At 63.7% G+C, this 24,244-nt stretch carries 23 protein-coding genes; 16 read left to right on the top strand and 7 right to left on the bottom strand.

Features of this window, described 5'->3' with window-relative positions; all coding sequences use genetic code 11:
- Positions 1-8: 8 nt before the first annotated feature.
- The 4 genes from ACFQ2F_RS08800 to rsmA all read left to right on the top strand — a co-directional run bounded on the left by ACFQ2F_RS08800 (position 9) and on the right by rsmA (position 5,151).
- Positions 9-2,192, top strand: coding sequence for an LPS-assembly protein LptD (locus ACFQ2F_RS08800; RefSeq protein WP_379088715.1), 2,184 nt, complete (start codon positions 9-11; stop codon positions 2,190-2,192).
- Positions 2,193-2,194: 2 nt separating this feature from the next.
- Positions 2,195-3,205: a SurA N-terminal domain-containing protein gene (locus ACFQ2F_RS08795; protein WP_379088712.1), complete on the top strand. Its 1,011-nt coding sequence runs from the start codon at positions 2,195-2,197 to the stop codon at positions 3,203-3,205.
- A 78-nt stretch (positions 3,206-3,283) separates the two neighbouring features.
- Positions 3,284-4,309, top strand: coding sequence for a 4-hydroxythreonine-4-phosphate dehydrogenase PdxA (gene pdxA, locus ACFQ2F_RS08790; protein WP_379088709.1), 1,026 nt, complete (start codon positions 3,284-3,286; stop codon positions 4,307-4,309).
- Complete coding sequence (gene rsmA, locus ACFQ2F_RS08785; protein ID WP_379088706.1) at positions 4,306-5,151, top strand: 16S rRNA (adenine(1518)-N(6)/adenine(1519)-N(6))-dimethyltransferase RsmA; 846 nt, start codon at positions 4,306-4,308, stop codon at positions 5,149-5,151. Before pdxA ends, rsmA begins: the two co-directional genes overlap by 4 nt.
- Positions 5,152-5,166: 15 nt before the next feature.
- On the opposite strand, the gene gmk is transcribed toward rsmA, so the two are convergent.
- The 7 genes from gmk to fabD form a co-directional block, all read right to left on the bottom strand.
- Entirely contained in the window at positions 5,167-5,802 is a 636-nt protein-coding gene (gene gmk, locus ACFQ2F_RS08780; RefSeq protein WP_379088703.1) for a guanylate kinase, read from the bottom strand.
- A 7-nt stretch (positions 5,803-5,809) separates the two neighbouring features.
- The gene (locus ACFQ2F_RS08775) at positions 5,810-6,697 is read right to left on the bottom strand and encodes a YicC/YloC family endoribonuclease (RefSeq protein ID WP_379088700.1); all 888 of its coding nucleotides are present in this window, start codon (positions 6,695-6,697) and stop codon (positions 5,810-5,812) included.
- Between the two features lie 174 nt (positions 6,698-6,871).
- The gene (gene mltG / locus ACFQ2F_RS08770) at positions 6,872-8,029 is read right to left on the bottom strand and encodes an endolytic transglycosylase MltG (RefSeq protein WP_379088697.1); all 1,158 of its coding nucleotides are present in this window, start codon (positions 8,027-8,029) and stop codon (positions 6,872-6,874) included.
- Between the two features lie 263 nt (positions 8,030-8,292).
- Positions 8,293-9,558 carry a beta-ketoacyl-ACP synthase II gene (gene fabF, locus ACFQ2F_RS08765; RefSeq protein WP_379088695.1) on the bottom strand — a complete coding sequence of 422 codons (1,266 nt, stop codon included), beginning with the start codon at positions 9,556-9,558 and terminating at the stop codon, positions 8,293-8,295.
- A gap of 95 nt (positions 9,559-9,653) precedes the next feature.
- Positions 9,654-9,890: an acyl carrier protein gene (locus ACFQ2F_RS08760; RefSeq protein ID WP_069093727.1), complete on the bottom strand. Its 237-nt coding sequence runs from the start codon at positions 9,888-9,890 to the stop codon at positions 9,654-9,656.
- Between the two features lie 251 nt (positions 9,891-10,141).
- Entirely contained in the window at positions 10,142-10,879 is a 738-nt protein-coding gene (gene fabG / locus ACFQ2F_RS08755; RefSeq protein WP_379088691.1) for a 3-oxoacyl-[acyl-carrier-protein] reductase, read from the bottom strand.
- Between the two features lie 35 nt (positions 10,880-10,914).
- A complete protein-coding gene (fabD, locus tag ACFQ2F_RS08750) occupies positions 10,915-11,856 on the bottom strand; it encodes an ACP S-malonyltransferase (RefSeq protein WP_379088688.1) in 942 nt (313 codons plus the stop codon).
- A gap of 209 nt (positions 11,857-12,065) precedes the next feature.
- Between fabD and ACFQ2F_RS08745 the strand changes: the two genes are divergently transcribed.
- From ACFQ2F_RS08745 to ACFQ2F_RS08690, 12 genes are all read left to right on the top strand, one after another.
- A complete protein-coding gene (locus ACFQ2F_RS08745) occupies positions 12,066-12,551 on the top strand; it encodes a hypothetical protein (RefSeq protein WP_379088685.1) in 486 nt (161 codons plus the stop codon).
- Positions 12,552-12,812: 261 nt separating this feature from the next.
- Positions 12,813-13,274 carry a 30S ribosomal protein S6 gene (gene rpsF / locus ACFQ2F_RS08740; RefSeq protein ID WP_379088682.1) on the top strand — a complete coding sequence of 154 codons (462 nt, stop codon included), beginning with the start codon at positions 12,813-12,815 and terminating at the stop codon, positions 13,272-13,274.
- The gene (rpsR, locus tag ACFQ2F_RS08735) at positions 13,271-13,513 is read left to right on the top strand and encodes a 30S ribosomal protein S18 (protein ID WP_069093723.1); all 243 of its coding nucleotides are present in this window, start codon (positions 13,271-13,273) and stop codon (positions 13,511-13,513) included. The genes rpsF and rpsR overlap by 4 nt, the downstream gene beginning before the upstream one ends.
- Positions 13,514-13,610: 97 nt before the next feature.
- Positions 13,611-14,570 carry a DUF2232 domain-containing protein gene (locus ACFQ2F_RS08730; RefSeq protein WP_379088679.1) on the top strand — a complete coding sequence of 320 codons (960 nt, stop codon included), beginning with the start codon at positions 13,611-13,613 and terminating at the stop codon, positions 14,568-14,570.
- 29 nt (positions 14,571-14,599) lie between these two features.
- On the top strand, positions 14,600-15,286 hold the full coding sequence (rplI, locus tag ACFQ2F_RS08725) for a 50S ribosomal protein L9 (protein WP_379088676.1): 687 nt from the start codon (positions 14,600-14,602) through the stop codon (positions 15,284-15,286).
- A gap of 120 nt (positions 15,287-15,406) precedes the next feature.
- Positions 15,407-16,663 (top strand): class I SAM-dependent methyltransferase, encoded by a 1,257-nt coding sequence (locus ACFQ2F_RS08720; RefSeq protein WP_379088673.1) that lies wholly within the window; start codon positions 15,407-15,409, stop codon positions 16,661-16,663.
- A gap of 129 nt (positions 16,664-16,792) precedes the next feature.
- Positions 16,793-18,280, top strand: a complete 1,488-nt coding sequence (locus ACFQ2F_RS08715) for a replicative DNA helicase (protein WP_379088670.1) — start codon at positions 16,793-16,795, stop codon at positions 18,278-18,280.
- A complete protein-coding gene (alr, locus tag ACFQ2F_RS08710) occupies positions 18,277-19,440 on the top strand; it encodes an alanine racemase (RefSeq protein WP_379088667.1) in 1,164 nt (387 codons plus the stop codon). Before ACFQ2F_RS08715 ends, alr begins: the two co-directional genes overlap by 4 nt.
- Before the next feature lie 4 nt (positions 19,441-19,444).
- The gene (gene radA / locus ACFQ2F_RS08705) at positions 19,445-20,842 is read left to right on the top strand and encodes a DNA repair protein RadA (RefSeq protein WP_379088665.1); all 1,398 of its coding nucleotides are present in this window, start codon (positions 19,445-19,447) and stop codon (positions 20,840-20,842) included.
- Positions 20,843-20,976: 134 nt separating this feature from the next.
- A complete protein-coding gene (locus tag ACFQ2F_RS08700) occupies positions 20,977-21,624 on the top strand; it encodes a CvpA family protein (protein WP_379088662.1) in 648 nt (215 codons plus the stop codon).
- Positions 21,625-21,827: 203 nt separating this feature from the next.
- On the top strand, positions 21,828-23,366 hold the full coding sequence (gene purF, locus ACFQ2F_RS08695; RefSeq protein WP_379088659.1) for an amidophosphoribosyltransferase: 1,539 nt from the start codon (positions 21,828-21,830) through the stop codon (positions 23,364-23,366).
- Positions 23,367-23,383: 17 nt separating this feature from the next.
- Positions 23,384-24,109 carry an SDR family NAD(P)-dependent oxidoreductase gene (locus ACFQ2F_RS08690; RefSeq protein WP_379088656.1) on the top strand — a complete coding sequence of 242 codons (726 nt, stop codon included), beginning with the start codon at positions 23,384-23,386 and terminating at the stop codon, positions 24,107-24,109.
- Positions 24,110-24,244: the final 135 nt, after the last annotated feature.

Raw genomic sequence — 24,244 nt, 5'->3', positions numbered from 1 at the left:
CCGTCTTTTTGGGTGTTCTTCTCGGCTCTTGCTTCGCCTTCCCCCAGCAGGCACAGGCCCGAAACGAGGACAACCTGAACAACATCGTCAACCCGCCGAACATCGACGAGAACTCGCCGATGCTCCTGCAGGCCGACGAGATGGTCTACGACAACGACTCCAACAAGGTCACCGCCAAGGGCAATGTCGAGATCTACTACGGCAACTACACCCTGCTGGCCGACAGGGTCGTCTATGACCGCAGCGCAAACACGCTGTCGGCGGAAGGCAATGTCCGCATCAAGGATCCAGACGGCGCGGTCATCACCTCAAACCAGATGACGCTGACCGACGATTTCCGCGACGGCTTCATCGATGCGCTGAAGGTCGTGACCCAGGACGACACCCGCATCGTTGCCAACACCGCGCAGCGCCAGGCCGGCAACGTGACGGAATTCCGCGACGGCTGGTTCACGCCGTGTAAGCCGTGCCGCGAGAACCCAGAAAAGGCGCCCACTTGGCGCATCCGGGCGAAGGAGATCACCCACAACAAGGAAGACGCGACGATCACCTTCCGCAACGCCGCCTTCGATCTGTTCGGCGTGCCGATCGCCTATACGCCCTATCTGCAGACGGCCGATCCGACGGTTAAGCGGAAGTCCGGCTTCCTGATGCCCGTCTACACCCACTCGAACGATCTCGGGAACACCCTGACGACGCCGTACTACTTCGCCCTGTCGGACCATTACGACTTTACGTTCTCGCCCATGGTGACCACCAAGCAGAACGTGCTGCTGCGCGGCGATTGGCGCCATCGCTTCGCCAACGGCTCCTACCACATGGAGCTGGCGGGCGTGTACGACAACGGCGACCCGGACAGCCCGGCCAACACGGATTTCCGGGGCAGCATCAAGACCGCGGGTCAGTTCGCCCTCAACCCCTATTGGTCCTGGGGCTGGGATATCCTGGCGGAATCCGACGATACGTTCCGGCGCTTCTATCAGCTCGATAGCTATCTGCAGACGGACCGGGTCTCCCAGGTCTATTTGGAGGGCCTGCACGACCGCAACTACATGAGCATGCGGGCGTATTACACCGACGGGCTGATCTATTACGACGACGACGAATCCAAGTCGCGGGTCCATCCGATCATCGACTACGACTACATCGTCGATAAGCCGATCCTCGGCGGTGAGCTGAGCTTCAACTCCAACGTCATGAGCCTGTCCCGTGTGGATGCGGAGGACAGCAATCGCGTCATCATGGAGGCCGATTGGCGCCGCGAGATGATCGACGGCATGGGCCAGGTCTACACGCCCTTCGCCCGGCTGCGCGGCGATGCCTACGACATCTCGAACTACCCGCAAGGCGACGAAGGCGCGCTGGTGCGCGGCAACGCGGTGGCCGGCGGCGAGTATCGCTATCCGTTCGTGGCCACCACCGGCAACATCACCCATGTCATGGAGCCCGTAGCCCAGCTGATTGCCCGGCCGAACTCCGTTGGCGACCAGAACGATATCCCGAACGAAGATGCCAACAGCCTCGTGTTCGACGACACGATCCTGTTCGAGATCGACAAGTTCTCAGGCTATGACCGGATCGAGACTGGCACCCGTGCCAACGTGGGCGTGCGCTACACCGCGCAACTCTATTCGGGCGCCTATATGCGCACCGTCTTCGGCCAGAGCTATCAGCTCGCCGGTGACAGCCCGTTCGCACAAGGCACCGGCCTGTACAACGACACGTCGGATTACGTGGCGGGCGCCTATATTCAGGCCAACAGCTATCTCGGCTTCTCCGCGCAGAGCCGGTTCGCCGATGACGACTTCGCGATCCGCCGGACCGATCTCGGTGCCAACGCTAATTACGGTCCGATCTCCGCAAGCCTGAACTATGCAGACGTGCCCGGCGACACCGACTTCTACGTGGAGGACCGCGAGGAGGTCCGCACCTCCGGCGCTTTGGCGGTGACCGACAACTGGGCCCTTCTCGGCCAGCTCCGCTACGATCTTGTCGACGATCTGACCCTGCAGGACGGTGTCGGGCTGCGCTATCAGGACGATTGCTTCACCTTCGCCCTGACCTATCTGCGCTCGAACTTCGAAGATCGCGACATTGATCCGGACGAACGTATTATGGCCCAGTTCTCGTTTAAGTATCTGGGCGATTACGAGCTGAAGACCGACGCTGCGACGTTCGATTCAAACAACTAGCAATGGCGCTTAGCGAAGCCATGACGAGCAACCGCTACATCGGACCCAGCGAAGCAACCGCAACTCCGCTGCGTACCGCGCGGCTGATGCGGCCTTTCGCCTTTGCCGCCCTGACCGCGTGCGCCCTCACTTGGGCCTTGACCGTGCCCCTGCCCGCATTCGCCCAAAGCGAGCAGTCCATCGTCATGCTGGTGAACGACGACCCGATCTCGGCATACGACATCGACCAGCGTACGCGCTTCCTGGCTATCACCTCCCAGCAGCAGCCCAATGCCGAGCTCAAGAAGAAGGCGGAGGATATGCTGATCGAGGAGCGGCTGCAGATCCAGCAGGGCAAGGAGCTGAAGATTTTCCCCGACGAGGCGGACGTGAACAAGGTCGTGTCCAACATGGCCTCGAAGAACAAGCTCACGGGCGAGGGGCTGGCGGCTGCGCTCGGCAAGGCCGGCATCAACATCAAAACCCTCAAGGATCGCATCCGGGCCCAGCTCGTCTGGCAGGATGTGATCATGAAGAAATTCCGCCACACAGTGAATGTCGGTGAGAGCGATATCGACGAGGCCCTGTCTCAGGCCGACACTGGAAGCCTCGCTCAGAACACCGTTTTCGCGCTGCAGAAGATCCGCTTGCCGGCCCGGGGTGAGGCGTCCATTGGCCGTCAGCTCGCCCAGGCCGACACCATGCGTACCCGGTTCCGCACCTGCGAGCGCACCGAAGCCCTGGTGAAGGATTTCCCCGGTGCGCGCATGCAGACCATCAGCCAGACCAAGGCCTCCAGCGTGCCTCAGCCGGCCCGCACCATGCTCATGCATGCCGACGTGAACTCCATGATCGCGCCGACCATCTCGTCGGGCAGCGTGGATGTCTACGTGCTCTGCGGCAAGGACAGCACCTCCGACGTGCCCATGGAGCGCGACACGGCTAAGCGCGAGCTGATGACCAAGGAGATGAAGGTCAGCGCCGAGCGTCTGCTGCGCGATCTCAAGAACGACGCCTATATCGAGCGCCGCTAACCCGCGCGCCAAAAGACCCGCGCCTCATAGGCGACCGCACCAGTCCATGTTCGAGCCTGTCCAAACCCGAGCGTCTTCATGACTGAACGCCCGCTTGCGTTGACCATGGGCGACCCAGCCGGCATCGGCCCCGACATCACTCTTGCTGCCTGGACACGCCGCGACGCGGACGCCCTGCCCGTCTTCTTTCTCCTGGGCGACCCAGACGTGATGGCGGCCCGCGCAGATTTGCTCGGCCTGACCGTCCCAATCGAGATCATCGAGGAACCGGAAGAAGCCATCGGTTGCTTCAGCCGCGCCCTCCCCATCATGCCCGTGGCCGTCGGATGCAAGGTCGAGCCCGGCAAGCCGGATGAGGCCGCCGCCGCCGCCATCCAGGGCGCCATCGAGCAGGCGGTGGATCTCGTCCGCGGCGGTCTGGCCAGCGCCGTGGTCACCAACCCCATCAGCAAGGTGGTGCTGACCCGCGCAGGCTTCCCTCATCCCGGCCATACGGAATATCTCGCAGCCCTGGGTGCCGAGCCTGGCGAGACACTTCATCCCGTAATGCTGCTGGCCTCGAAGGCGCTGAAGGTCGTTCCCATCACCATCCATATGCCACTCCAGGCCGTGCACGACGCCCTGACCACAGAGCTGATCCTGAAGACGATCCGCATCACAGCGGACGGCTTCCGGCGCTATTTCGAGATCGAACAGCCGCGCCTTGCCCTGACCGGCCTGAACCCCCACGCGGGCGAGGACGGTACCTTAGGCGACGAAGAGGAGCGCATTATCGCGCCCGCGATCGAGGCGGCGAAGGCGGAAGGGCTCGACGTCTCCGGTCCCCACCCGGCCGACACCATGTTCCATGCGTCAGCGCGCGAGACTTACGACGTGGCGCTCGCCATGTATCACGACCAGGCGCTCATCCCGATCAAAACGCTCGCCTTCGAGACGGGGGTGAACGCCACTCTCGGCCTGCCCTTCGTGCGCACCTCCCCCGACCACGGCACCGCCTTCGCCATCGCCGGCAGCGGCAGGGCGAGCCCGGCAAGCCTGATCGAGGCGCTGCGCCTTGCCGACACCATGTCCAAGCGGGCGGCCGCAAAAGGCGCCGCCGCGTGAGCGTGTCCGAGGACGGGCTCCCGCCTTTGCGCGATGTGATCGCCGCCCACGATCTCCGTGCCAAGCGAAGCCTGGGTCAGAACTTCCTCCTCGATCTCAACCTGACGCGCCGGATTGCGCGCGCCGGAGCGCCGCTCGAGGACGCGACGATTCTAGAGGTCGGTCCCGGCCCCGGCGGCCTCACCCGCGCTCTTCTCATGGAAGGGGCCCGCAAGGTCGTGGCCATCGAGCGCGATGCCCGCTGTCTTCCGGCCCTGGCTGAGATACAAGCCGCTTATCCTGGCCGGCTGGAGATTGTGGAGGACGATGCCCTGGGCTTCGACTACGCAGGCCTCGATTTGCCTGCGCCGTCCCGCATCGTCGCGAACCTGCCCTATAGCGTCGGCACGCCGCTCCTCATCGGTTGGCTCAAATTCGAGCCATGGCCACCCTGGTTCGACCGTATGGTGCTGATGTTCCAGCGCGAAGTGGCCGAGCGGATCGTCGCCAAGCCGGGCTCCAAGGACTACGGCCGTCTCGCTGTCTTTGCCGGCTGGCGCTGCGAGTGCCGCCTGCTTTTCGGTGTGCCGGCCCGCGCCTTCACGCCTCAGCCGAAGGTGGACTCTGCCGTGATCGAGCTGATCCCAAAGGCAGAACCGAGCCCTCCTTGCAATCCCGGCATGCTGGAAAAGGTGACGGCCGCCGCTTTCGGTCAGCGCCGGAAGATGCTCCGGGGCTCACTAAAAAAGCTATCGCCGGAGATCGAGCCGGTTCTCGAAGGCTTGGGCATCCGGCCGACCGCCCGGGCCGAGGAGCTGGAAATCGCCGATTTCTGCAATCTGGCGAACGCCTTGGAACGCTAATCGGGAGCGGGCCGGCTAGAGATCGCCCAGGAGCGTCTTCACGAAGGGCGCAATCCCGGTCTGGCGATCGCGACGCACGCGCTCCGCCGCGAGCACTGCCTTCAGGAAAGCTAGTGACCGCTCCACATCGGAATTCACGATCACGTAGTCGTACTCTTCCCAGTGCTGGATCTCGTTGCTGGCGCCCTGCATGCGCTTCTTAACGACATCCTCGTGATCCTGGGCGCGCTGCTTCAACCGCTCTTCCAGGGCGCTTGCCGAAGGCGGCAGCACGAAGACTGAGACGACATCCTGAGCGGCATTCCCACGGAGCTTCTGAGCGCCCTGCCAGTCGACGTCGAACAGCACGTCCCGGCCTTGGGACAGCGCATCCTCAACGGGCTTGCGCGGCGTGCCATAGCGATTGTCGAAGACGACCGCCCATTCCAGGAAGGCATCCTCGCTCTGCATCTCGATGAAGCGGTCGTGATCGACGAAGAAGTAGTCCTTGCCCTCCTCTTCCCCAGGCCGCGGCGGCCGGGTCGTGCAGGAGATCGACATCTCGATCCCGTCCTCGTCCTCCAGAAGCCGGCGCGCCAGTGTGGTCTTGCCCGCCCCCGACGGCGACGACAGAACCAGCATCATCCCCCTGCGCGCGATCTCTTCGCTCATCTGCGCCTCATTCGATATTCGCCACCTGCTCGCGGAACTGATCGATCACGCTCTTCAGCGCAAGGCCGGCATGGCTGACCTCGATATCGTTCGCTTTCGAGCAGATCGTGTTGGCCTCCCGGTTGAACTCCTGGGCCAAAAACTCGAGCTTCCGCCCGGTCGGACCCGGCTCCTCCAGCAGAGAGCGCGCTGCGCCAATATGGGCTCGCAGCCGGTCCAGCTCCTCCTGGACATCCGCCTTGGAGGCGAGCAGCACCGCCTCCTGATGCAGCCGCTCCGGATCGAGCGCCGTATCGCCTTCGGTCAGCCGCGCGATCTGCTCCGCCAGCCGGTCGGCAATGACCTGGGGCTGACGCGAGGCGGCGCCCGTTATCTTCTCCACCAGACCGGCGATCTCGTCGAGCTGCCCGTGAACGATGGCCGCGAGCCGCTCGCCCTCCGCTGCGCGCGCCGCCGCAAGCCCCTCCAGCATCTGATCGAGTCCCGCCAGCAGCGCCGCTTCGAGGACCTTCCGCGCCTCGTCGCTCTCCTGGGCATCGACGGTCTCCACCACGCCGCGCATGGCAAGCAGGCTGTCGAGAGTGGGCGGCGGCATGGCCGCAAGCTCCGAAGCCGCCTTCGCCACGGCGAGCGCCTGGCGCAAACTCGCCTCGTTCAAACGAATTTCGGTGGTGATCGCTTCGCGCTGGATGCGCAAGGAGATCGAGCAATTGCCCCGGCCCAGCACGTCCTGGCAGCGCTGGCGGGCATCGCGCTCCAGCCCGTCGAAACCGGGCGGCATCCGGAAGCGAAGCTCCAGATTGCGCCCGTTCACGCTGCGCCCTTCCCACTGCCAGCGCGTCTCGGCGTGGACGCCGTCGCTGGCCGAAAATCCCGTCATGCTTTTCACGGTCATGGGTGGCGCCTTGCTTCGGGCTTGATCGGATGGCGCGCGGAACGCGCCTGCGGCTCTGCTCCGGCTTATAGGCCGAGTCGCACGGTTTTACGCAAACCGGACGCCCGCTTCCAGGCGCAACGCGCGAGCAGCGTTAAGAGTCCTTGCGGCGCTAAGGCAGGGAAAGCCAGTCCGCTACGGACTGGGCGTCAGCTTCGGATTACGCTTCGGCACGGGCGGCTGGCCGTCCCCGCCTGCAGAGGCCGCGAGCCCCGCTTCCGCATCCCCGTCGAGACCGGTTGGATTGTCGGTGCTGGCGGCACCGTCTTGCTCAGCCTGACGCTCGGCTTCTTCTTTTTCACGCTGACGCTGGATCCGGCGCCAATCGGCGACATTGTCGTTATGCTCGCTGAGCGAGGCGGCAAAGGCATGCCCGCCGGTCCCGTCCGCCACGAAATAAAGCGCATCCGTCTCGGCCGGGTTCAGGGTCGCCAGGATCGCCGAGCGTCCCGGATTGGCGATCGGCGTCGGGGGCAGCCCGTCGATCTGATAGGTGTTGTAGACGGTCTTCTTGTCGAGCTCGCTCTGCAGGATTGGCCGGCCGAGCTTCCCCTCGCCGCCGACCAGACCGTAGATGATGGTCGGGTCGGACTGGAGCCGCATCCCCTTCTTGAGCCGATTCTCGAACACCGCGGCAATCTGCGGGCGCTCGCCTTCGACCGCCGTCTCCTTCTCCACGATGGAGGCAAGGATCAGCGCTTCTTGCGGCGTGTCGATCGGGAGATCCGGCGCTCTGTCCTTCCAGTGCTCGGCCATGAAGACCTGCTGGGCCTGGGCCATACGCTTCAGAATGTCCTGCCGGCTTTCGCCCCGGCGGAAGAGATAGGTGTCGGGCAGCAGCGAGCCTTCCGGCGGAATCTCGGTGATCTCGCCCGTCAGCTCCGGATGATCGAGAAGCTTGCGCACCACCTGCTGGCTGGTGAGCCCTTCCGCCACGGTCACCTTGTGACGGATGCTCTTCCCCTCCACCAGCTTGTCCAGCACGTCGCGCATGCTGGTATGAGCGGCGAATTCGTACTCGCCGGCCTTCAGGGTGGAGTTGTCCTTCAGGTAGTTGAAGTAGAGAGAGGTGGTGACGAAGATCCGCCGGTCCGCGATGACCCCTTCAGATTCCAGCTGCTCGCCGATGGCGCTGACGCCCCGCCCTTGCGGAATGACCACGATCTTCGCGGTCTCCAGCGGCCCCGGCTTGTCGAACTGGACCTTGAGGAAATACAGCAGCCCCACCCCGATGCCGGCGGCAACGAGGATCAGCGTCAGGATACGGTTTATTATTCTCAAGAACGGATGCATTTGCACGTTTCGCGGTTCGCGTTCCGGCCGCGCCGGCGCGGGACGCGGCTGAAGCGCCTCTGCAGGACTGCGCGGTCTCGGTGCAAAGCTGCGTTCCCCTTGATCGGTTGGAGAGAGCGAATCGTCTCGTTCAGAGCCTGGTCGCTCCCCGCCGGTCATGGACATGAGGCGAAAGCCTTAATGTGGTGGCAACACCGTCTATCCCCTGGGGGCAAAATATGGCTAAAGCCGGTACGCGCTGGCAAGAGAAACGTCCGTCTTCCTCAAGCGTCGTAGCGCCGCAAGATCAAGGACGCGTTCGTGCCACCAAAGCCGAAGGAGTTTGACAGGACCGTATCCACCTTCCGCTCCTGGGCCTCATGGGGCACCAGGTCGATCGCGGTGTCGATGGACGGGTTGTCGAGATTGAGCGTCGGCGGCACCACGTTGTCCCGGATTGCGAGGGTGGAGAAGATCGCCTCCACCGCGCCGGCGGCACCCAGAAGGTGGCCCGTCGCCGATTTCGTCGAGGACATGGTGGTCTTACCGGCTGCGTTGCCGAACAGACGCTCCACCGCCCCGAGCTCGATCTCGTCGCCCATGGGCGTCGAAGTGCCGTGGGCGTTGATGTAGTCGATATCGGCAGGCTCGATCCCGGCCCGCTTCACCGCCGCCATCATGCAGCGATAGGCGCCGTCGCCATCTTCCGAAGGCGCAGTGATGTGATAGGCATCGCCCGACAGGCCGTAGCCGATGATTTCTGCATAGATCGTGGCGCCGCGCGCCTTGGCGTGCTCCAGCTCCTCGAGCACGACCACGCCGGCCCCCTCGCCCATCACGAAACCGTCGCGGTCGCGATCGTAAGGCCGGGACCCTTTCTCAGGTTCGTCATTAAAATGCGTGGAGAGCGCCTTGCACGCGGCAAAGCCCGCCAGCGCCAGACGGCAGATCGGCGATTCCGTGCCGCCCGCCAGCATGACATCAGCATCACCGAGCCCCACCAGCCGGGACGCATCGCCAATGGCGTGCGCGCCCGTCGAACAGGCCGTCACCACAGCGTGGTTCGGGCCCTTGAGGCCGTGCTTGATGGAGATATAGCCGGACGCCAGATTGATCAGACGGCCGGGAATGAAGAACGGGCTGAGCCGCCGGGGCCCCTTCTCGTTGAAGAGAAGCGAACTCTTCTCGATTCCCTGCAGACCGCCGATACCGGACCCGACCAGCACGCCGGTGCGGATCTGATCTTCGTAATCCGTCGGATTCCAGCCGGCATGCTCCAAAGCCTGGGTCGCAGCCGCCATGGCGTAGATGATGAAATCATCGACCTTGCGCTGCTCTTTCGGCTCCATCCAATCGTCCGGATTGAACGTGCCGTCGCTGCCGTCGCCGCGCGGAATCTGGCACGCGATCTGGCAGGCGAGATCGGAGACATCGAACTCGTTGACGCGACGCGCCGAGCTCTTGCCCTCGATCAGCTTTTTCCAAGAGGCCTCGACGCCGCTAGCCATCGGCGAGACAAGACCCATACCTGTGATGACGACACGTCGCATCTGGCGCTAAATGGAATCCGGGTTAGCGGCCGCAAACGCGCGGCCGGTCGCTGAGATATGTCGGGCGCCTATGACGCCCGGCAGGCGAATGTCGCCTAGGAGCTGTTCTTTTCCAGGAACTTGATGGCGTCGCCGACGGTCAGGATCGTCTCTGCCGCGTCGTCCGGGATCTCGCAACCGAACTCTTCTTCAAACGCCATGACCAGCTCGACCGTATCGAGGCTGTCGGCCCCCAGGTCGTCGATAAAGCTAGCATTCTCGGTCACCTTGTCGGCTTCCACACCGAGATGCTCGACCACGATTTTCTTTACACGCTCTGCGATGTCGCTCATGTCCGCCTCACAGTCCTTCTGTCAGTCCTTAGGCCTCGCACGTCCCCCCTGGAGCCCCGGCTCACGGCCTAACAAACCTCCGAGCGGTGATAAATCGTAGGGTCGATAGCGAGTGGGATTTTTCCTTGATTAGCCCCACAAAGCGGCGTTTGGGTAACACACTTTCCGGGACATTGCCAGCAGCCTCGAGCCAAAGAAAGGCCCTTTGAATTGAGGCTGATTTATCCGGTTTCAGTCTCCTAAATCAACGATTACGCCATTACCATCCCGCCGTTGATATGCATGGTTTCGCCGGTGATGTAACCGGCCTCCTCGCTGGCGAGAAACACAACGGCAGCCGCGATATCCTCCGGCACACCGAATTTCGCGGCCGGAATCGCAGCCGCAATAGTCTCCACCTGCTTCTCTGTCAATGCATCGGTCATCGGCGTCTGGATGAAGCCGGGCGCGATGCAGTTCGCCGTGATGCCGCGGGCGGAAACCTCACGGGCAAGCGATTTCGTCATGCCGACCAGCCCCGCCTTGGAGGCGGCATAGTTCGGCTGACCGGGATTGCCGATCACGCCGCTGATCGAGGCGATGTTCACGATGCGGCCGGCCCGGCGGCGCATCATGTTGCGCAGGATCGACCGGGTCAGGGTGAAGACAGAGGTGAGATTGACGGCGATCACGTCGTCCCACTCCTCGTCCTTCATCCGCATGAAAAGATTGTCGTGGGTGATGCCGGCATTGTTCACCAGGATATCGACCTGGCCGAGTTTCTCTTCGGCATCCTCGCCGAGCTTCACCACCGCGGCACGGTCGCGCAGATCGCACGGCATTACATGCACCCGGTCGCCCAGCTTCTTGGCCAGCTCTTCCAGCTTCTCCGCCCGCGTGCCGGAGATGGCCACCGTGGCGCCCTGCCCGTGCAGCGCTTCGGCGATCGCGCCGCCGATGCCGCCCGTGGCGCCTGTGACGAGCGCATTCTTTCCGCTCAAATCGAACATCTACCGGTTTCCTCCTGTTATTCGCCGCGAGGCGTTCAGCCCGCAAGCTCGCCGGCGACGGCTTCCACCTCTTCGGCAGTGCCGACGCTCTTAGCGTCAATACCTTCAAAACGGCGAGCGATCCCAGTCAAGACCCGACCGGCCCCAATTTCATAGACCGCTTTCACGTCCTTGGCCTGCAGAAACAGCATGGATTCGCGCCAGCGGACCGTTCCCGTGACCTGCTCCACTAGCCGTTTGCGAATCTCTTCCGGGTCTGTGATCGGTTCGGCAAGCACGTTCGCCACCAGCGGTACGCAAGGCGCCTTGATTTCGATTCCGGCAAGCGCCTCCTGCATGGCATCGGCGGCCGGTCCCATCAAGGAACAATGGAAAGGCGCGCTCACCGGCAGCGGAACCGCGCGGCGTGCGCCGTATTCAGGCGCAAGCTTGATAGCCCGGTCGATGGCCGCCTTGGCGCCGGAAATCACCACCTGGCCCGGCGCATTGTCGTTGGCGACCTCGCAAACATCGTCTTCGGCCGCCGCCGCCGCCAGTTCCTTCGCCTGGGGCAGCTCCGCGCCGAGAAGCGCCGCCATGGCGCCCTCGCCCACCGGCACGGCTTCCTGCATGGCCCGGCCGCGGGTCTTCAAGAGACGTGCGGCGTCGGCCACGCTCAGCGCGCCGGACGCGGCCAGTGCCGAATATTCGCCGAGCGAATGACCAGCGACATAGGTCGCGACCTTCTCCAGGGACACGCCCTTGTCTTCCAGCGCCCGCATGGCCGCGAGCGAGACCGCCATCAGCGCCGGCTGGGCGTTCTCCGTCAGGGTCAGCTCGTCCGTAGGCCCTTCGAACATCAGCTTCGACAGGTCCTGGGACAGCGCCTCGTTCACCTCGTCGAAAACGGCGCGCGACGGCGCGAAGCTTTCGGCAAGCGCCTTGCCCATGCCAACCTGCTGGCTGCCTTGGCCCGGAAAGAGGAATGCGTTGCTCATAACGATCCTGCGCTCAAAACCTGTTATCGAGGGGATGGTCGTCTAAGAAGCGCGCCAGAGACACCGTTTGGGCCCACCCTGTCAAGGTGGGCGCCGTGCCAAGCGGACGCAGGTCCTGTATTTTATTAAAGGCGGACATCGTGCAACCCGTGTCTTGCTTGCCGGGTTATGCCACAAGTCCGCCGACTGATATTTTTGGAGGAGACGTGATGACAAAGCTTTCGGCCCTTTTCTTGGCAGCGCTCATCGGCCTCGCCACCTCAGGCGCCGCCCTGGCCGCCGAGCCCATGGTCTGGCCGTTCGCCGAAAAGGCGCCCCGGGACCCTGCCCTCGGCCTTCTCCAGAAGGTGGATGGCATCGAGGTGAGCGTGAAGGATCTCGATGCGAAGCTGATCGCCATCGAGGTGAAGGCCACCGCGCCCCGGCCCGGCTACACCGATCTCACCCTGGTCAACCGGCCGGGCAAGCTGAACGACCGCATCTTCGCCTTCGAGCTGCGCGGCCGTCCGCCGCAAGAACCGTCGGAAGACGAAGACCCCACCGAGGTGACCGCAGGCGGCACTTATAAGGACGCGCCCGTGGGCGAGATCGACGTCATCGAGGTCTATGCGGAAGACAATTGCATCGCCTACTCGCTTGCCGAGGAAAAGACGGTGGAATGCACGACCCGGGTGCGCGAGGACGAGACCCTCTAGCGGACAGTGAAAGCAACGGCCGAGATGAAGACCATCGGCCGCTTGCAATACACAAAAACACCGCTATAAAGCGCCCACCTGAAACCGCTTCGGTCGGAGGCTGAACGGAAGGTTGCGCCATATGCGCGATAGGCCAGTTTGCGGAACGCAAAAAGGTCGGCTTCCCGTGTCTCCGCTCCTTGAGAACTCTTCTTGAGCCTTCCTTCTTAAGCGCTCGAGAGAGGCTTCGCGCCGAAGCATATAAAGAAGGAATGGCAATCCATGCCTCTTTACGAGCATGTCGTGCTTGCACGCCAGGACATCTCTGGCCAGCAGGTCGACACCCTGGTCGACGAGCTGAAGAAGATCGTCGAGGACAATGGCGGCTCCGTCGGCAAGACCGAGAACTGGGGCCTCAAGTCCATCGCCTACCGGATCAAGAAGAACCGGAAGGCGCATTATGCCCTCATGAACATCGATGCGCCCATCGAGGCGATGACCGAGCTGGAGCGCCAGGAGCGTCTCCACCAGGACATCATCCGGGTGCTAACCATTCGCGTCGACGAGCTGGAGGAAGGTCCTTCCGCTCAGATGCGCCGCTCCGACGACCGCGACAGCCGCGGGCGCGGTGATCGCGGGGATCGTGGCGACCGCCGCGGACCGCCCCGGGATCGAGGTGACCGCGATCGCGATCGTTCCGAGAGCAAGAGAGACGACAGAGAGACTTCTAAGGAGGACGCATGAACGCGGCCCAAGCCCCTCGGCGCCCCTTCTATCGCCGCCGGAAGACCTGCCCGTTTTCCAGCGATAAAGCGCCGAAGATCGATTACAAGGACGTCAAGCTGCTGCAGCGCTACGTTTCGGAGCGCGGCAAGATCGTGCCGAGCCGGATTACCGCCGTTTCGGCCAAGAAGCAGCGGGAACTGGCCCGCGCCATCAAGCGCGCCCGCTTCCTCGGCCTCCTGCCCTATCTGGTGCAGTAACACGCCCTAACCGGGCAAACAGACCTATCGCGGTTGGGCCGGTCCCTCTAAGGGGCCGCCCCTAACCCCTTCCGATGAAGGCGGGACAGCTAGACCAATGCCACGGCAATATCTCATCGGCCTCGGCGCCGGCGTCATCTCCGCAACCCTTGTGGGCGCGGCCGCGATCGCCAAAGTGCTGGCCGGCATTCTCCTATATTTGGCGCCTCTGCCGCTCTGCCTGGCCGGATTCGGCTGGGGCAGCCGCGCAGCCCTTGTGGCAGCGCTTGCCGGCGGCCTCGTGATCTCCCTGACCTTGGGGCCAATCGCCGGCATCGTTTTCCTGATCTTCCTCGGCGCCCCCTTCGCCTTCTTCTGCCATCTCATGCTGCTCTCACGGCCGCCCGAGAATCAGGAGGGCGCCAACGCCATCGCGGTCGAATGGTATCCGACGAGCCGGCTCGTCGGCTGGGCCGCGGTGATCGCAGGCGTGCTCGCCACCTTCGTGATCGTGGCTCTCGGTTTCGATGACACGGCATTGCACGACGCGATCCAGAGCGAGCTTCAAGGGGCCACCGGCGCTGCCCTCGATCCGAAAGGCGAGTTGCTTACCCCTGAGAACATCGAAACCCTGAGCCGCACCCTGGCGCAGATCATGCCGGCCGTCTTCTCCGTCGGCTGGCTGACCACCGCGCTGCTGAATCTCTGGATCGGCGGCATGATCGTGGAGGCTTCGGGCCGCGCCTTGCGTCCCTGGCCGAAACTCGACGCTCTGGAGCTGCCCAACGGCATCTTCTTCGCCCTCGTCGGGTCGCTGGCGGCCTGCTTTATTCCCGGCACCATCGGCCTGGTCGGCACCGCGTTCGCGGGCGCATTTCTTCTCGCTTTCGTGCTGCAGGGCCTCGCGGTGATCCACGCCGCCACCCGTGGCATGTCCGTGCGCGGCCTCATCCTGGCCGCCGTCTATGTCGGTATCTTCTTCTTCGGATGGCCGGCCATCCTCGTCGCAATTCTCGGTGTCGCCGAACCCATGCTGAACCTGCGTGGCCGGACGGCGAACCGGAACACCCCAGACTGAACAGCTGAGTTTTTTGATAGGAGCGTACAATGGAAGTCATTCTGCTAGAGCGTGTCGGCCGTCTCGGCCAGATGGGCGATACCGTCAACGTGAAGGACGGCTTTGCCCGCAACTTTCTCCTGCCCCAGGGCAAGGCCCTTCGGGCGACCGAGGCCAACAAGGAGCGATTCGAAGGCCAGCGCGCCCAGCTTGAGGCCCGCAACCTCGAAGCCAAGCAGGAAGCCGAGAAGCTGGCCGAGCGGATCGAAGGCCAGACCTTCGTCGTGATCCGTCAGGCGGGCGAGACCGGCCACCTCTATGGCTCTGTCGCCACCCGCGACATCGCCGAGGTGGTGACCGAGGGCGGCTTCTCACTGGATAAGCGTCAGGTTCTGCTCGACCGTCCCATCAAGATCCTCGGTCTGAAGGACGTGCAGATCCAGCTCCATCCGGAGGTCGAGCCGACCATCACCATCAATGTGGCCCGCTCCTCCGATGAAGCCGAGCGCCAGGCCCGCGGTGAGGATGTCAGCCGCCCGATGGACGAGGAGGAAGAGGCTCGCCAGGAGGCTCTGGAGACCGCTGAAGAGTTCTTCGAAGAAGGCACCGATGTGCCCGAAGACGTCGACACGACGGAAGAGGAACTCGCCGCCGAAACCGCTGAACTGAGCGAAGATGAGGCAGAAGCGGAAGACGACACCTCCGCCGACGATTCCGACGAAGAAAGCAAGTCGTAACGAACGCGACAATTTCGGACTGTAAAGTTACCCGGCACCTGTGAGATAGTTTCCATTATTTCCCGGGTCGCCGGGTGCGAATCGCGCTCGGTAGATCACACTGCCGATACGCATACGCCTATGCTTCGTCCGCTCGATTACGTTCTGAAGAAGATAGTCGTTCGGGGTCACCTGAAAGTCATCGACCCCGACGGCAAGACTTATGAATACGGCGACCCTTCGGCCAAGACCGTCGTCGCGAATATCAAGGATCGCGCTACGGAGCGGCGGATCGCGCTCAATCCCGGTCTCAATCTCGGCGAAGCCTTCGCCGACGGAGACCTCACCATCGAGCAAGGGACGATCTACGATCTTCTGGAGGTCATTCTCCAGGATCTCGACCCCTACGAATGGCCCCGCTGGACGCGGTTCATCGACAGCTTCCGCTACATCACCCGCTGGATTCAGCAGTACAATCCTGCGCCCCGCGCCAAGCGGAACATCGCCCATCACTACGATATCGACGGCGCGATCTACGACCTCTTCCTCGACGAGGACCGCCAGTATTCCTGCGCCTATTTCGAGAGTGCCGACCAGAGCCTCGAGGATGCGCAAGTCGCCAAGAAGCGCCATCTGGCTGCCAAGCTCGATCTGCAGGAAGGCCAGAAGGTCCTCGATATCGGCTCCGGCTGGGGCGGCCTCGCCCTTTATCTCGCCCAAAGCGCCAATGTCGACGTGACCGGCATCACGTTGAGCGAGGAGCAGCTCAAGGTCTCCCGCGAGCGCGCTGAGAAGGCCGGCCTGACCCGCTCGGTGAATTTCGAGCTCATCGATTACCGGGCGCTTCAGGGCAAGTTCGACCGTATCGTTTCCGTCGGGATGTTCGAGCATGTCGGCGTGAACCACTACCGCGCGTTCTTCCGGAAGATTCACGATCTGCTCGCCGATGACGGCGTGGCGGTGATCCATTCCATCGGCCGCTTCGACGGCCCCGGCACCACAAACGCCTTTATCGCTAAATACATCTTCCCCGGCGGCTATATCCCGGCCCTGTCGGAGGTCTTCCCGCCCATCGAGCGCGAACGGCTCATGTCGACGGACGTGGAAATCCTGCGGCTTCACTACGCCATGACCCTGCGCCACTGGCGCCAGCGCTTCCGCGCCTCCTGGCACACCCTGTCGGAGCGCTTCGGCGAAAAGTTCTGCCGGGTCTGGGAGTTCTACCTGGCAGGCTCGGAGACTGCCTTCCGCTATCAGGGGCTCATGGTCTTCCAGATTCAGCTCAGCAAGAACCAGATGAGCCTTCCGCTCACCCGCGACTACATCTTCGACACCGAGGGGGAACTGCGCGGCGACGGTTCGACGGCGATGAAACAGCCGGCCAAGACGGCGAAATAGCGTACGCTGTCAAATCGGTGGAACAGAGTTTTCCACCGCCCTGTGTATAGCGTTGATGATCCTCTTCCAGCCCTCCCCGGGACCCTTCTTGGCCTAGCCAAGACCCGGTTTTTGGCTAGTGTCCGCTGAATGAGCAACGCACTGATTCTGCCCCGGCAGCAGGCCGACGATTCCCCCGAATTTCGCGAGCTGCCGCATAATATCGAGGCCGAACAAGCGCTTCTCGGAGCCATCCTGGTCAATAACGAGGCGTGCGACCGCGTATCGAGCTTCCTGAAGGAGACGCATTTCTTCGAGCCGCTGCACGGCCGCATCTACAGCGCCGCCGCGAAGCTGATCTTTGGCGGCAAGCGCGCCACGCCGATCACCCTCAAGACCTTCTTCCAGAACGAAGAACCCGCCGGCGACATGACGGTGCCGCAATATCTCGGCCGTCTCGCCGCGAACGCCACCACCATCATCAACGCGGAGGATTACGGCCGCACCATCTACGACCTGGCCGTCCGGCGCGAGCTGATCCAGGTGGGCGAGACCCTGGTGAACACGGCTTACGATTCGCCCATAGATGCGCCGCCCTCGACCCAGATCGAGTTCGCTGAGCAGCAGCTCTACGAGCTGGCCGAGACCGGCAAGTACGGCCAGGGCTTCTCGCCCTTCTCCGCCGCGCTCACCGACGCCATCGACATGGCGGCCAACGCCTATTCCCGGGACGGCGGGCTTTCGGGCCTCTCCACCGGCTTTTCCGATGTCGACCGGAAGATGGGCGGCCTCCAGGGCTCCGACCTCATTATCCTCGCCGGCCGCCCCTCCATGGGTAAGACGGCGCTCGCCACCAACATCGCCTATCACGTGGCCAAGAGCCATCGCACCGATCCCAACACGGGCAAGGATCTCGACGGCGCCGTGGTCGGCTTCTTCTCGCTCGAAATGTCGTCGGAGCAGCTCGCCACCCGTATCATTTCCGAGCAAGCGTCCATCTCCTCGGAGCGCATCCGCCGCGGCCGCATCGACCCGGACGAGTTCGACCGCATCGTCGAGGTGGCCCAGGAGCTGCAGAACCTGCCGCTCTATATCGACCAGACCGGCGGCATCACCGTGGCCCAGCTTGCCGCCCGGGCCCGCCGCCTGAAGCGCCAGCGGGGCCTCGGCTTCCTCGTAGTGGACTATCTCCAGCTGCTCGCAGGCTCCTCCCGTCGCGCCTCCGAAGGCCGGGTTCAGGAGATCACCGAGATCACCACCGGCTTGAAAGCGCTGGCGAAAGAGCTGGAAGTTCCGGTCCTCGCCCTGTCCCAGCTCTCCCGTCAGGTTGAGCAGCGTGACGACAAACGGCCGCAATTGGCTGATCTTCGAGAATCCGGCTCCATCGAGCAGGATGCCGACGTGGTGTTGTTCGTGTTCCGTGAGGAATACTATCTAGAGCGACGCCAACCGCGTGAGGGAACCGAAGAGCACCGCCAGTGGCAGGACGAGATGGAAATCGTGATGGGCAAGGCCGATCTGATTATCGGCAAGCAGCGCCATGGCCCGACGGGCACGGTGACGCTCCAGTTCAATCCGGAGTTCACGAAGTTCGGCAATCTGGCGGGGGACGAGCGGCTGCCGGAGCGCTTCGAGTGAGGGACGAGGCGAAGACCGCTTCGCCGCCCGCTTTAGACATCGACGACACAGCCGGCGCTCCGGGCCTCATCACCATCGATCTCGACGCGGTCGCCGCCAACTACCGCCATCTTCGGGACCGCGTTGCGCCGTCCGAATGCGCCGCCGTGATCAAGGCAGACGCCTACGGTCTCGGCATGGCCAAGATCGGACCGGTCCTCTGGCGCGAAGGCTGCCGCACATTCTACGTCGCGACGATCGCCGAAGGCCGCGCGCTTCGGCAGCTTCTGCCCAAGGCGACCATCTACGCCTTCGACGGGCTGATGCCGGGGACAGCGGACCTTTTCGCCGAGCTCGATATCCGTCCCGTGCTGAACAGCATCGAAGAGATTCGTGAATGGGCTGCCTATTGCGGAAAGATCGGCACGCCCCTGCCCGCAGGCATTCATATCGATAGCGGCATGAACCGGCTGGGCTTGCCTGAGGCCGAGCTGGACGCGGTCGCCGAGGATCTTAGCCTTCTCGACGCCTTCACCTTGAGCCTGGTGATGAGCCATCTCGCCTGCTCCGACGTTCCGAAGCATCCAAAGAACGAGGCACAGCGCACGCGCTTCGACGCGCTTCGCCGCCGGCTGCCCGCTGCCCCCGCCAGCCTGTCCAATTCTGGAGGCGTCATGCTCGGAGAAGCTTATCACTTCGATCAAGTCCGCCCCGGCATCGCCATCTATGGCGGCCAGCCAGCGCCGGACGCCGATCACCGCTTCGCCAATGTCCTCACCCTGGAAAGCCGCATCCTGCAAGTCCGCACCTCTCCGGCGGGCGAGACAATCGGCTACGGCGCCACCCGGCACATCGATGCCCCAAGGCGGATTGCCACCGTCGCCATCGGCTATGCGGACGGCATCTCGTGGGTGCTCTCCGCCGGCGACGGCAAGTCTCCGCTGAATGCCTATCTGGGACCGCACCCCGCGCCTCTCATGGGCCGGGTGTCCATGGACTTGATCACCCTCGATGTGACAGGCATCCCTGAGGAATACGCATCCCGCGGCGCGCTGGTGCAGATTATCGGCCCGCGCGTGCCCCTGGAAACCATCGCCGACTACGCCCAGACCGTGCATTACGAGATCCTCACCAATCTCTGCCGCCGCGCGCCCCGCCGCTATGTCGGAGGAGACGCTTAAACTCATGGCCAAGCGATCACGCAACTTCGTCTGCCAGGAATGCGGCGCGGTCACTTCCCAATGGGCCGGCAAATGCGTCACCTGCGGCGCCTGGAACTCCATCGTGGAGGAGCAGGACGAGCAGACTCCGCCCGCGACCGCCAATCTCGTTTCCATCAAGGGCGGCAAAGGGCGGAAGGCCAACTTCGAAACCCTGAAGACCGAGACCCGCGATGCGCCGCGCATCGAGACCAATCTGAGCGAGTTCGACCGGGTCACCGGCGGCGGCCTCGTGCCGGGCTCCGCCATTCTCGTGGGCGGCGAGCCGGGTATCGGCAAATCCACGCTTCTTCTCCAGGTCGCAGCGGCGCTCGCCCAGAACGGTGCGCCGGTCGTCTATCTCTCCGGCGAGGAGGCAACGGCCCAAGTCCGCATGCGCGCCAGCCGTCTTGGCCTGAGCGAGGCGCCCGTGGCGCTCGGTACTGAGACCAACGTCGCTAATATCGTCTCCAGCCTGTCCGACGGCGAGACCCCGGCCCTGGTGATCGTCGATTCGGTTCAGACCCTTTGGGCGGAGAATCTGGAAGCCGCGCCGGGCACCATCTCCCAGCTCCGCGGCTGTTCCTCGGCCCTCATCAGCCACGCCAAACGCAAGGGCTACTGTCTCGTCCTGGTCGGCCATGTCACCAAGGAGGGCCAGATCGCCGGGCCCAAGGTCATCGAGCACATGGTCGACACGGTGCTCTATTTCGAAGGTCAGAGCGGCCACCAGTTCCGCATCCTGCGCAGCGTGAAGAACCGCTTCGGCCCCACCGACGAGATCGGCGTGTTCGAGATGGGCTATGAGGGCCTCGCCGAGGTGGCGAACCCCTCCGCACTCTTCCTCTCCGATCACGAGGAGAACAGCCCCGGCACCGCCGTCTTCGCCGGCATGGAGGGCACGCGGCCGATTCTTGTGGAGATCCAGGCCCTGGTCGCCCCCTCCTCCCTCGGCACGCCACGCCGTGCCGTCGTCGGCTGGGACACCAACCGCCTCGCCATGATCATCGCCGTGCTGGAGGCCCGCTGCGGCGTGCGCCTCTCCGGCCACGATGTCTATCTCAATGTCGCCGGGGGCTTGCGGCTGACCGAGCCGGCCGCCGATCTGGCCGCCGCCGCCGCCCTGCTCTCTTCCCTCACCGAAACGCCGCTGCCCGAACACACCGCGCTTTTCGGCGAGGTCAGCCTGACCGGCGCCATTCGCCGGGTGGGCCATTCGGAGCAGCGCCTGAAGGAGGCGGCGAAGCTCGGCTTCTCCCGATCCATCCTCCCCGCAGGCAACGATGCCCAAGTGAACGATGGCGGGATGGAGCGCGTTGAGCTCTCCGAGTTGAAGGAGCTGGTCGCCCGGTTCGGCCCGTTCGACGCCGATATGGAAGAATAATCGTCCGGGTACGGATTCACTTCTTGGCGAAAAACTGCCGCAGTGCTTGGTTAGGAGCGTTGCTCCGCCATCCCAAGTATGCTTGATGCGCGGGAATCGTGTTAACGTTAAAGCGGTCGGAGGGAGCCACTTACATGCCAATCTCTTGGCTCGACATCATTCTCATCGTGATCATGCTGATCTCGGGCTTCCTCGCCATGGTGCGCGGCTTCACCCGGGAGGTTCTCTCTATCTTCTCCTGGGCCGTTGCCGCCGTCGCTGCCCTCTACCTGACCCCGAAATACTGGACGGTCATCGAACCCTATTTCCCGTCCGACACGGCCGCGCAGATCGTCTTCGGCATCGCCGTCTTCATCGTCGTGCTCATCGTGGTGAGCCTGATCACCCTGCGCCTGTCGGATCATGTGCTGGACAGCCGCGTTGGCGCCTTCGACCGCACGCTGGGCTTCATCTTCGGCCTGGCCCGCGGCTTCCTCTTGGTCGCCATCGTCTTCGTCATCTTCACGGCGCTCGCCAAGGAGCAGCCCGACTGGGTGGAGAACGCCAAGTCCTATCCCCTGCTCCAGCAGACGCAAATCGCCATCGAATCGCTGATTCCGCAAAACCCGGAAGCCCATCTGCCCGGTCAGGGCGACGATGAGGCCGGATCGTCCACAGGCGCGCCCGATGCCGCGGCCCCTGACGCGGACGTCCCGGCCGAGGGTGGAACGCCGCCCGAACCCGCGCCGGAACCGGCTCCCGAGGCCGCACCGGAGCCGGACGCCACGCCGGAGATACAATAAAGGAAGTCAAAACCTTAGTTGCGTAGCGTCCCGAAACGAAGCCGCACGGAGAGGTCGATGACATCCGGCGCGACGCCGCGCCACATTCAATCCCTGTCGCGAAGGGGCCACGACAAGATCTGGCAGAGTCGACGCGATACGCGCGGGGGGTCATTGACGCATCAGCCACGGCTCTTATTTACAAAGGGCAGACAAGGACAGCCGTGACCCAGACCCGAGACGACAAAATCACTGACGATCATCATGCCGACGATGATCAAGCCGGAGATCTTCGAACCTCTTCGGATTGGTTCGCCGCCGATCGCCTCCACGAGGAATGCGGCGTCTTCGGAATCTTCAATCATCCCGACGCCGCGGCCCTGACCGCGCTTGGCCTGCATGCACTCCAGCATCGCGGCCAGGAAGGCGCCGGCATCGTGAGCTGCGACGGCGAGCGCTTCCATCCCGAACGGCGTCTGGGCCTCGTCGGCGACCATTTTACCTCCAGCTCCGTTATCGATCGTCTCCAGGGCAATTCGGCCATCGGCCATGTGCGCTACTCGACGACGGGCGACCATGTGCTCCGCAACGTCCAGCCCCTCTTCGTCGATCTCGATTCCGGCGGCTTTGCGCTGGCCCATAACGGCAATCTCACCAACGCGCTCACCGTGCGCGAGCAGCTGATCCGCCAAGGCGCGATCTGCCAGTCCACCTCCGACACAGAAGTCATCCTTCATCTCGTAGCGCGCAGCCAGAAGGGCGAATTCATCGAGCGCTTCGTGGAAGCCCTGCTCCAGATGGAAGGCGCCTACGGCCTCGTCGGCCTCACCAACAAGAAGATGGTCGGCGCCCGCGATCCCTACGGCATCCGCCCCCTCGTCCTCGGCAAGCTGGGCGACGGTTACGTGCTGGCCTCGGAGACTTGTGCCCTCGATATCATCGGTGCGGAATTCTTGCGCGATGTCGAAAACGGCGAGATCGTCGTCATCACCCGCGGCGAGGACGGCAAGGCGAAACTCGAGAGTCATCGCTTCGTGCCGAAATACGAGCCGCGCCTCTGCCTCTTCGAATATGTCTATTTCTCCCGTCCCGATTCCATCGTGGGCGGGCAGTCCGTTTATGACGTCCGCAAGGAGATGGGCCGCCAGCTTGCCCTGGAATCCAGCGTTCCCGCCGACGTCATCGTGCCGATCCCGGATTCCGGTGTGCCCGCCGCCATCGGCTACAGCCAGGAATCCGACATTCCCTTCGAGTTCGGCATCATCCGGAACCACTATGTGGGCCGCACCTTCATTGAGCCCGAGCAGCAGATCCGCCAGCTCGGCGTGAAGCTGAAGCACAGCGCCAACCAGGCCCGCATCAAGGGCAAGCGGATCATCCTTCTGGACGACAGCCTGGTGCGCGGCACCACCTCGGTGAAGATCGTGCAGATGATGCGCGACGCCGGCGCCGCGGAGGTCCATATGCGGGTCTCCTGCCCGCCCATCCGCCATCCCGATTTCTACGGTATCGACACGCCGGAGCAGGAGAAGCTCCTCGCCGCCACCCATACGGTGGACCAGATGCGCGACTTCATCGGCGCCGACAGCCTGGCCTTCCTCTCCGTGGACGGCATGTATCGCGCACTGGGCTACGAGGGCCGCGACAACGAGCATCCCCAGTTCACCGACCATCACTTCACCGGCGAGTACCCGACGCGGCTGCAGGACCGGGAGGGTCCGCCCCTCCAGAAGCAGCTCTCTTTCTTGGCTGAAGTCGGCTAGACGCCGTCCGCAACCGGTTGGCTGCCTCCGAAAACCATCAGCGTCTGAAGGACCGTATCGCGCTCGTCACCGGGGCCTCCCGGGGGATCGGCCGTGCGGTGGCCGAAGCCTATGCGGCCGAAGGCGCCCATGTGCTGCTGCTCGCCCGGAAACAGGAGAGCCTTGAGCCCGTCGACGACGCCATCCGCGCGAAAGGTGGCGTAGCCAGCATCATTCCCCTCGATCTCGGCAGCAACAAGCGGGTCGATGCTTTGGGCCCTGCCCTTTATGAGCGCTTCGGCCACCTCGACATCCTGGTCGCCAATGCTGGCGTGCTGGGCGGGCTGTCGCCCCTGGCCCATACGCCAGACGTCAACTGGGACCGGACCATCGGCATCAATCTCAACGCCAATTGGCGGCTGATCCGCACCCTCGATCCGCTGCTCAAGCGCTCCGACGCCGGCCGCTGCATCTTCGTGACCTCTCACGTGGCCCACAGCGCCCGGGCCTACTGGGCGCCCTACTCCGTGTCCAAGGCCGCGCTCGAGGCCCTCGCCCTCACCTATGCCAACGAGACGGCGGAGACCCCCATCAAGGTTAATCTCCTCGATCCCGGCGCGGTCGCCACCGACATGCGCGCCGAGGCCTATCCCGGCGAGGACCCGGCCTCCCTGAAAACGGCGGAAAGCCTGGCGGAAAGCTTCATCAAACTCGCCGAACCGACCTGGACCGAGACGGGTCAGCGTCTTGAGGCGCCTCTCTAAACAGCTGAATCTTCAGGCGGATTTGCCAACTATTTGGGCAGCGCATTTTGTCGCGGCCTGCTATTTCAGCGCTTCGAAATTGCTTAGATTCAGAATCCGTTAAGCAGCCTGTCCCAAGACGGAGGGCGAGACATT

The sequence above is a fragment of the Methyloligella solikamskensis genome (assembly GCF_042676065.1).
In the GTDB taxonomy this organism is placed as follows: domain Bacteria; phylum Pseudomonadota; class Alphaproteobacteria; order Rhizobiales; family Methyloligellaceae; genus Methyloligella; species Methyloligella solikamskensis.
The sequence above is the reverse complement of the archived record's forward strand: the minus strand, read 5'-3'. Positions and strand labels throughout refer to the sequence as shown.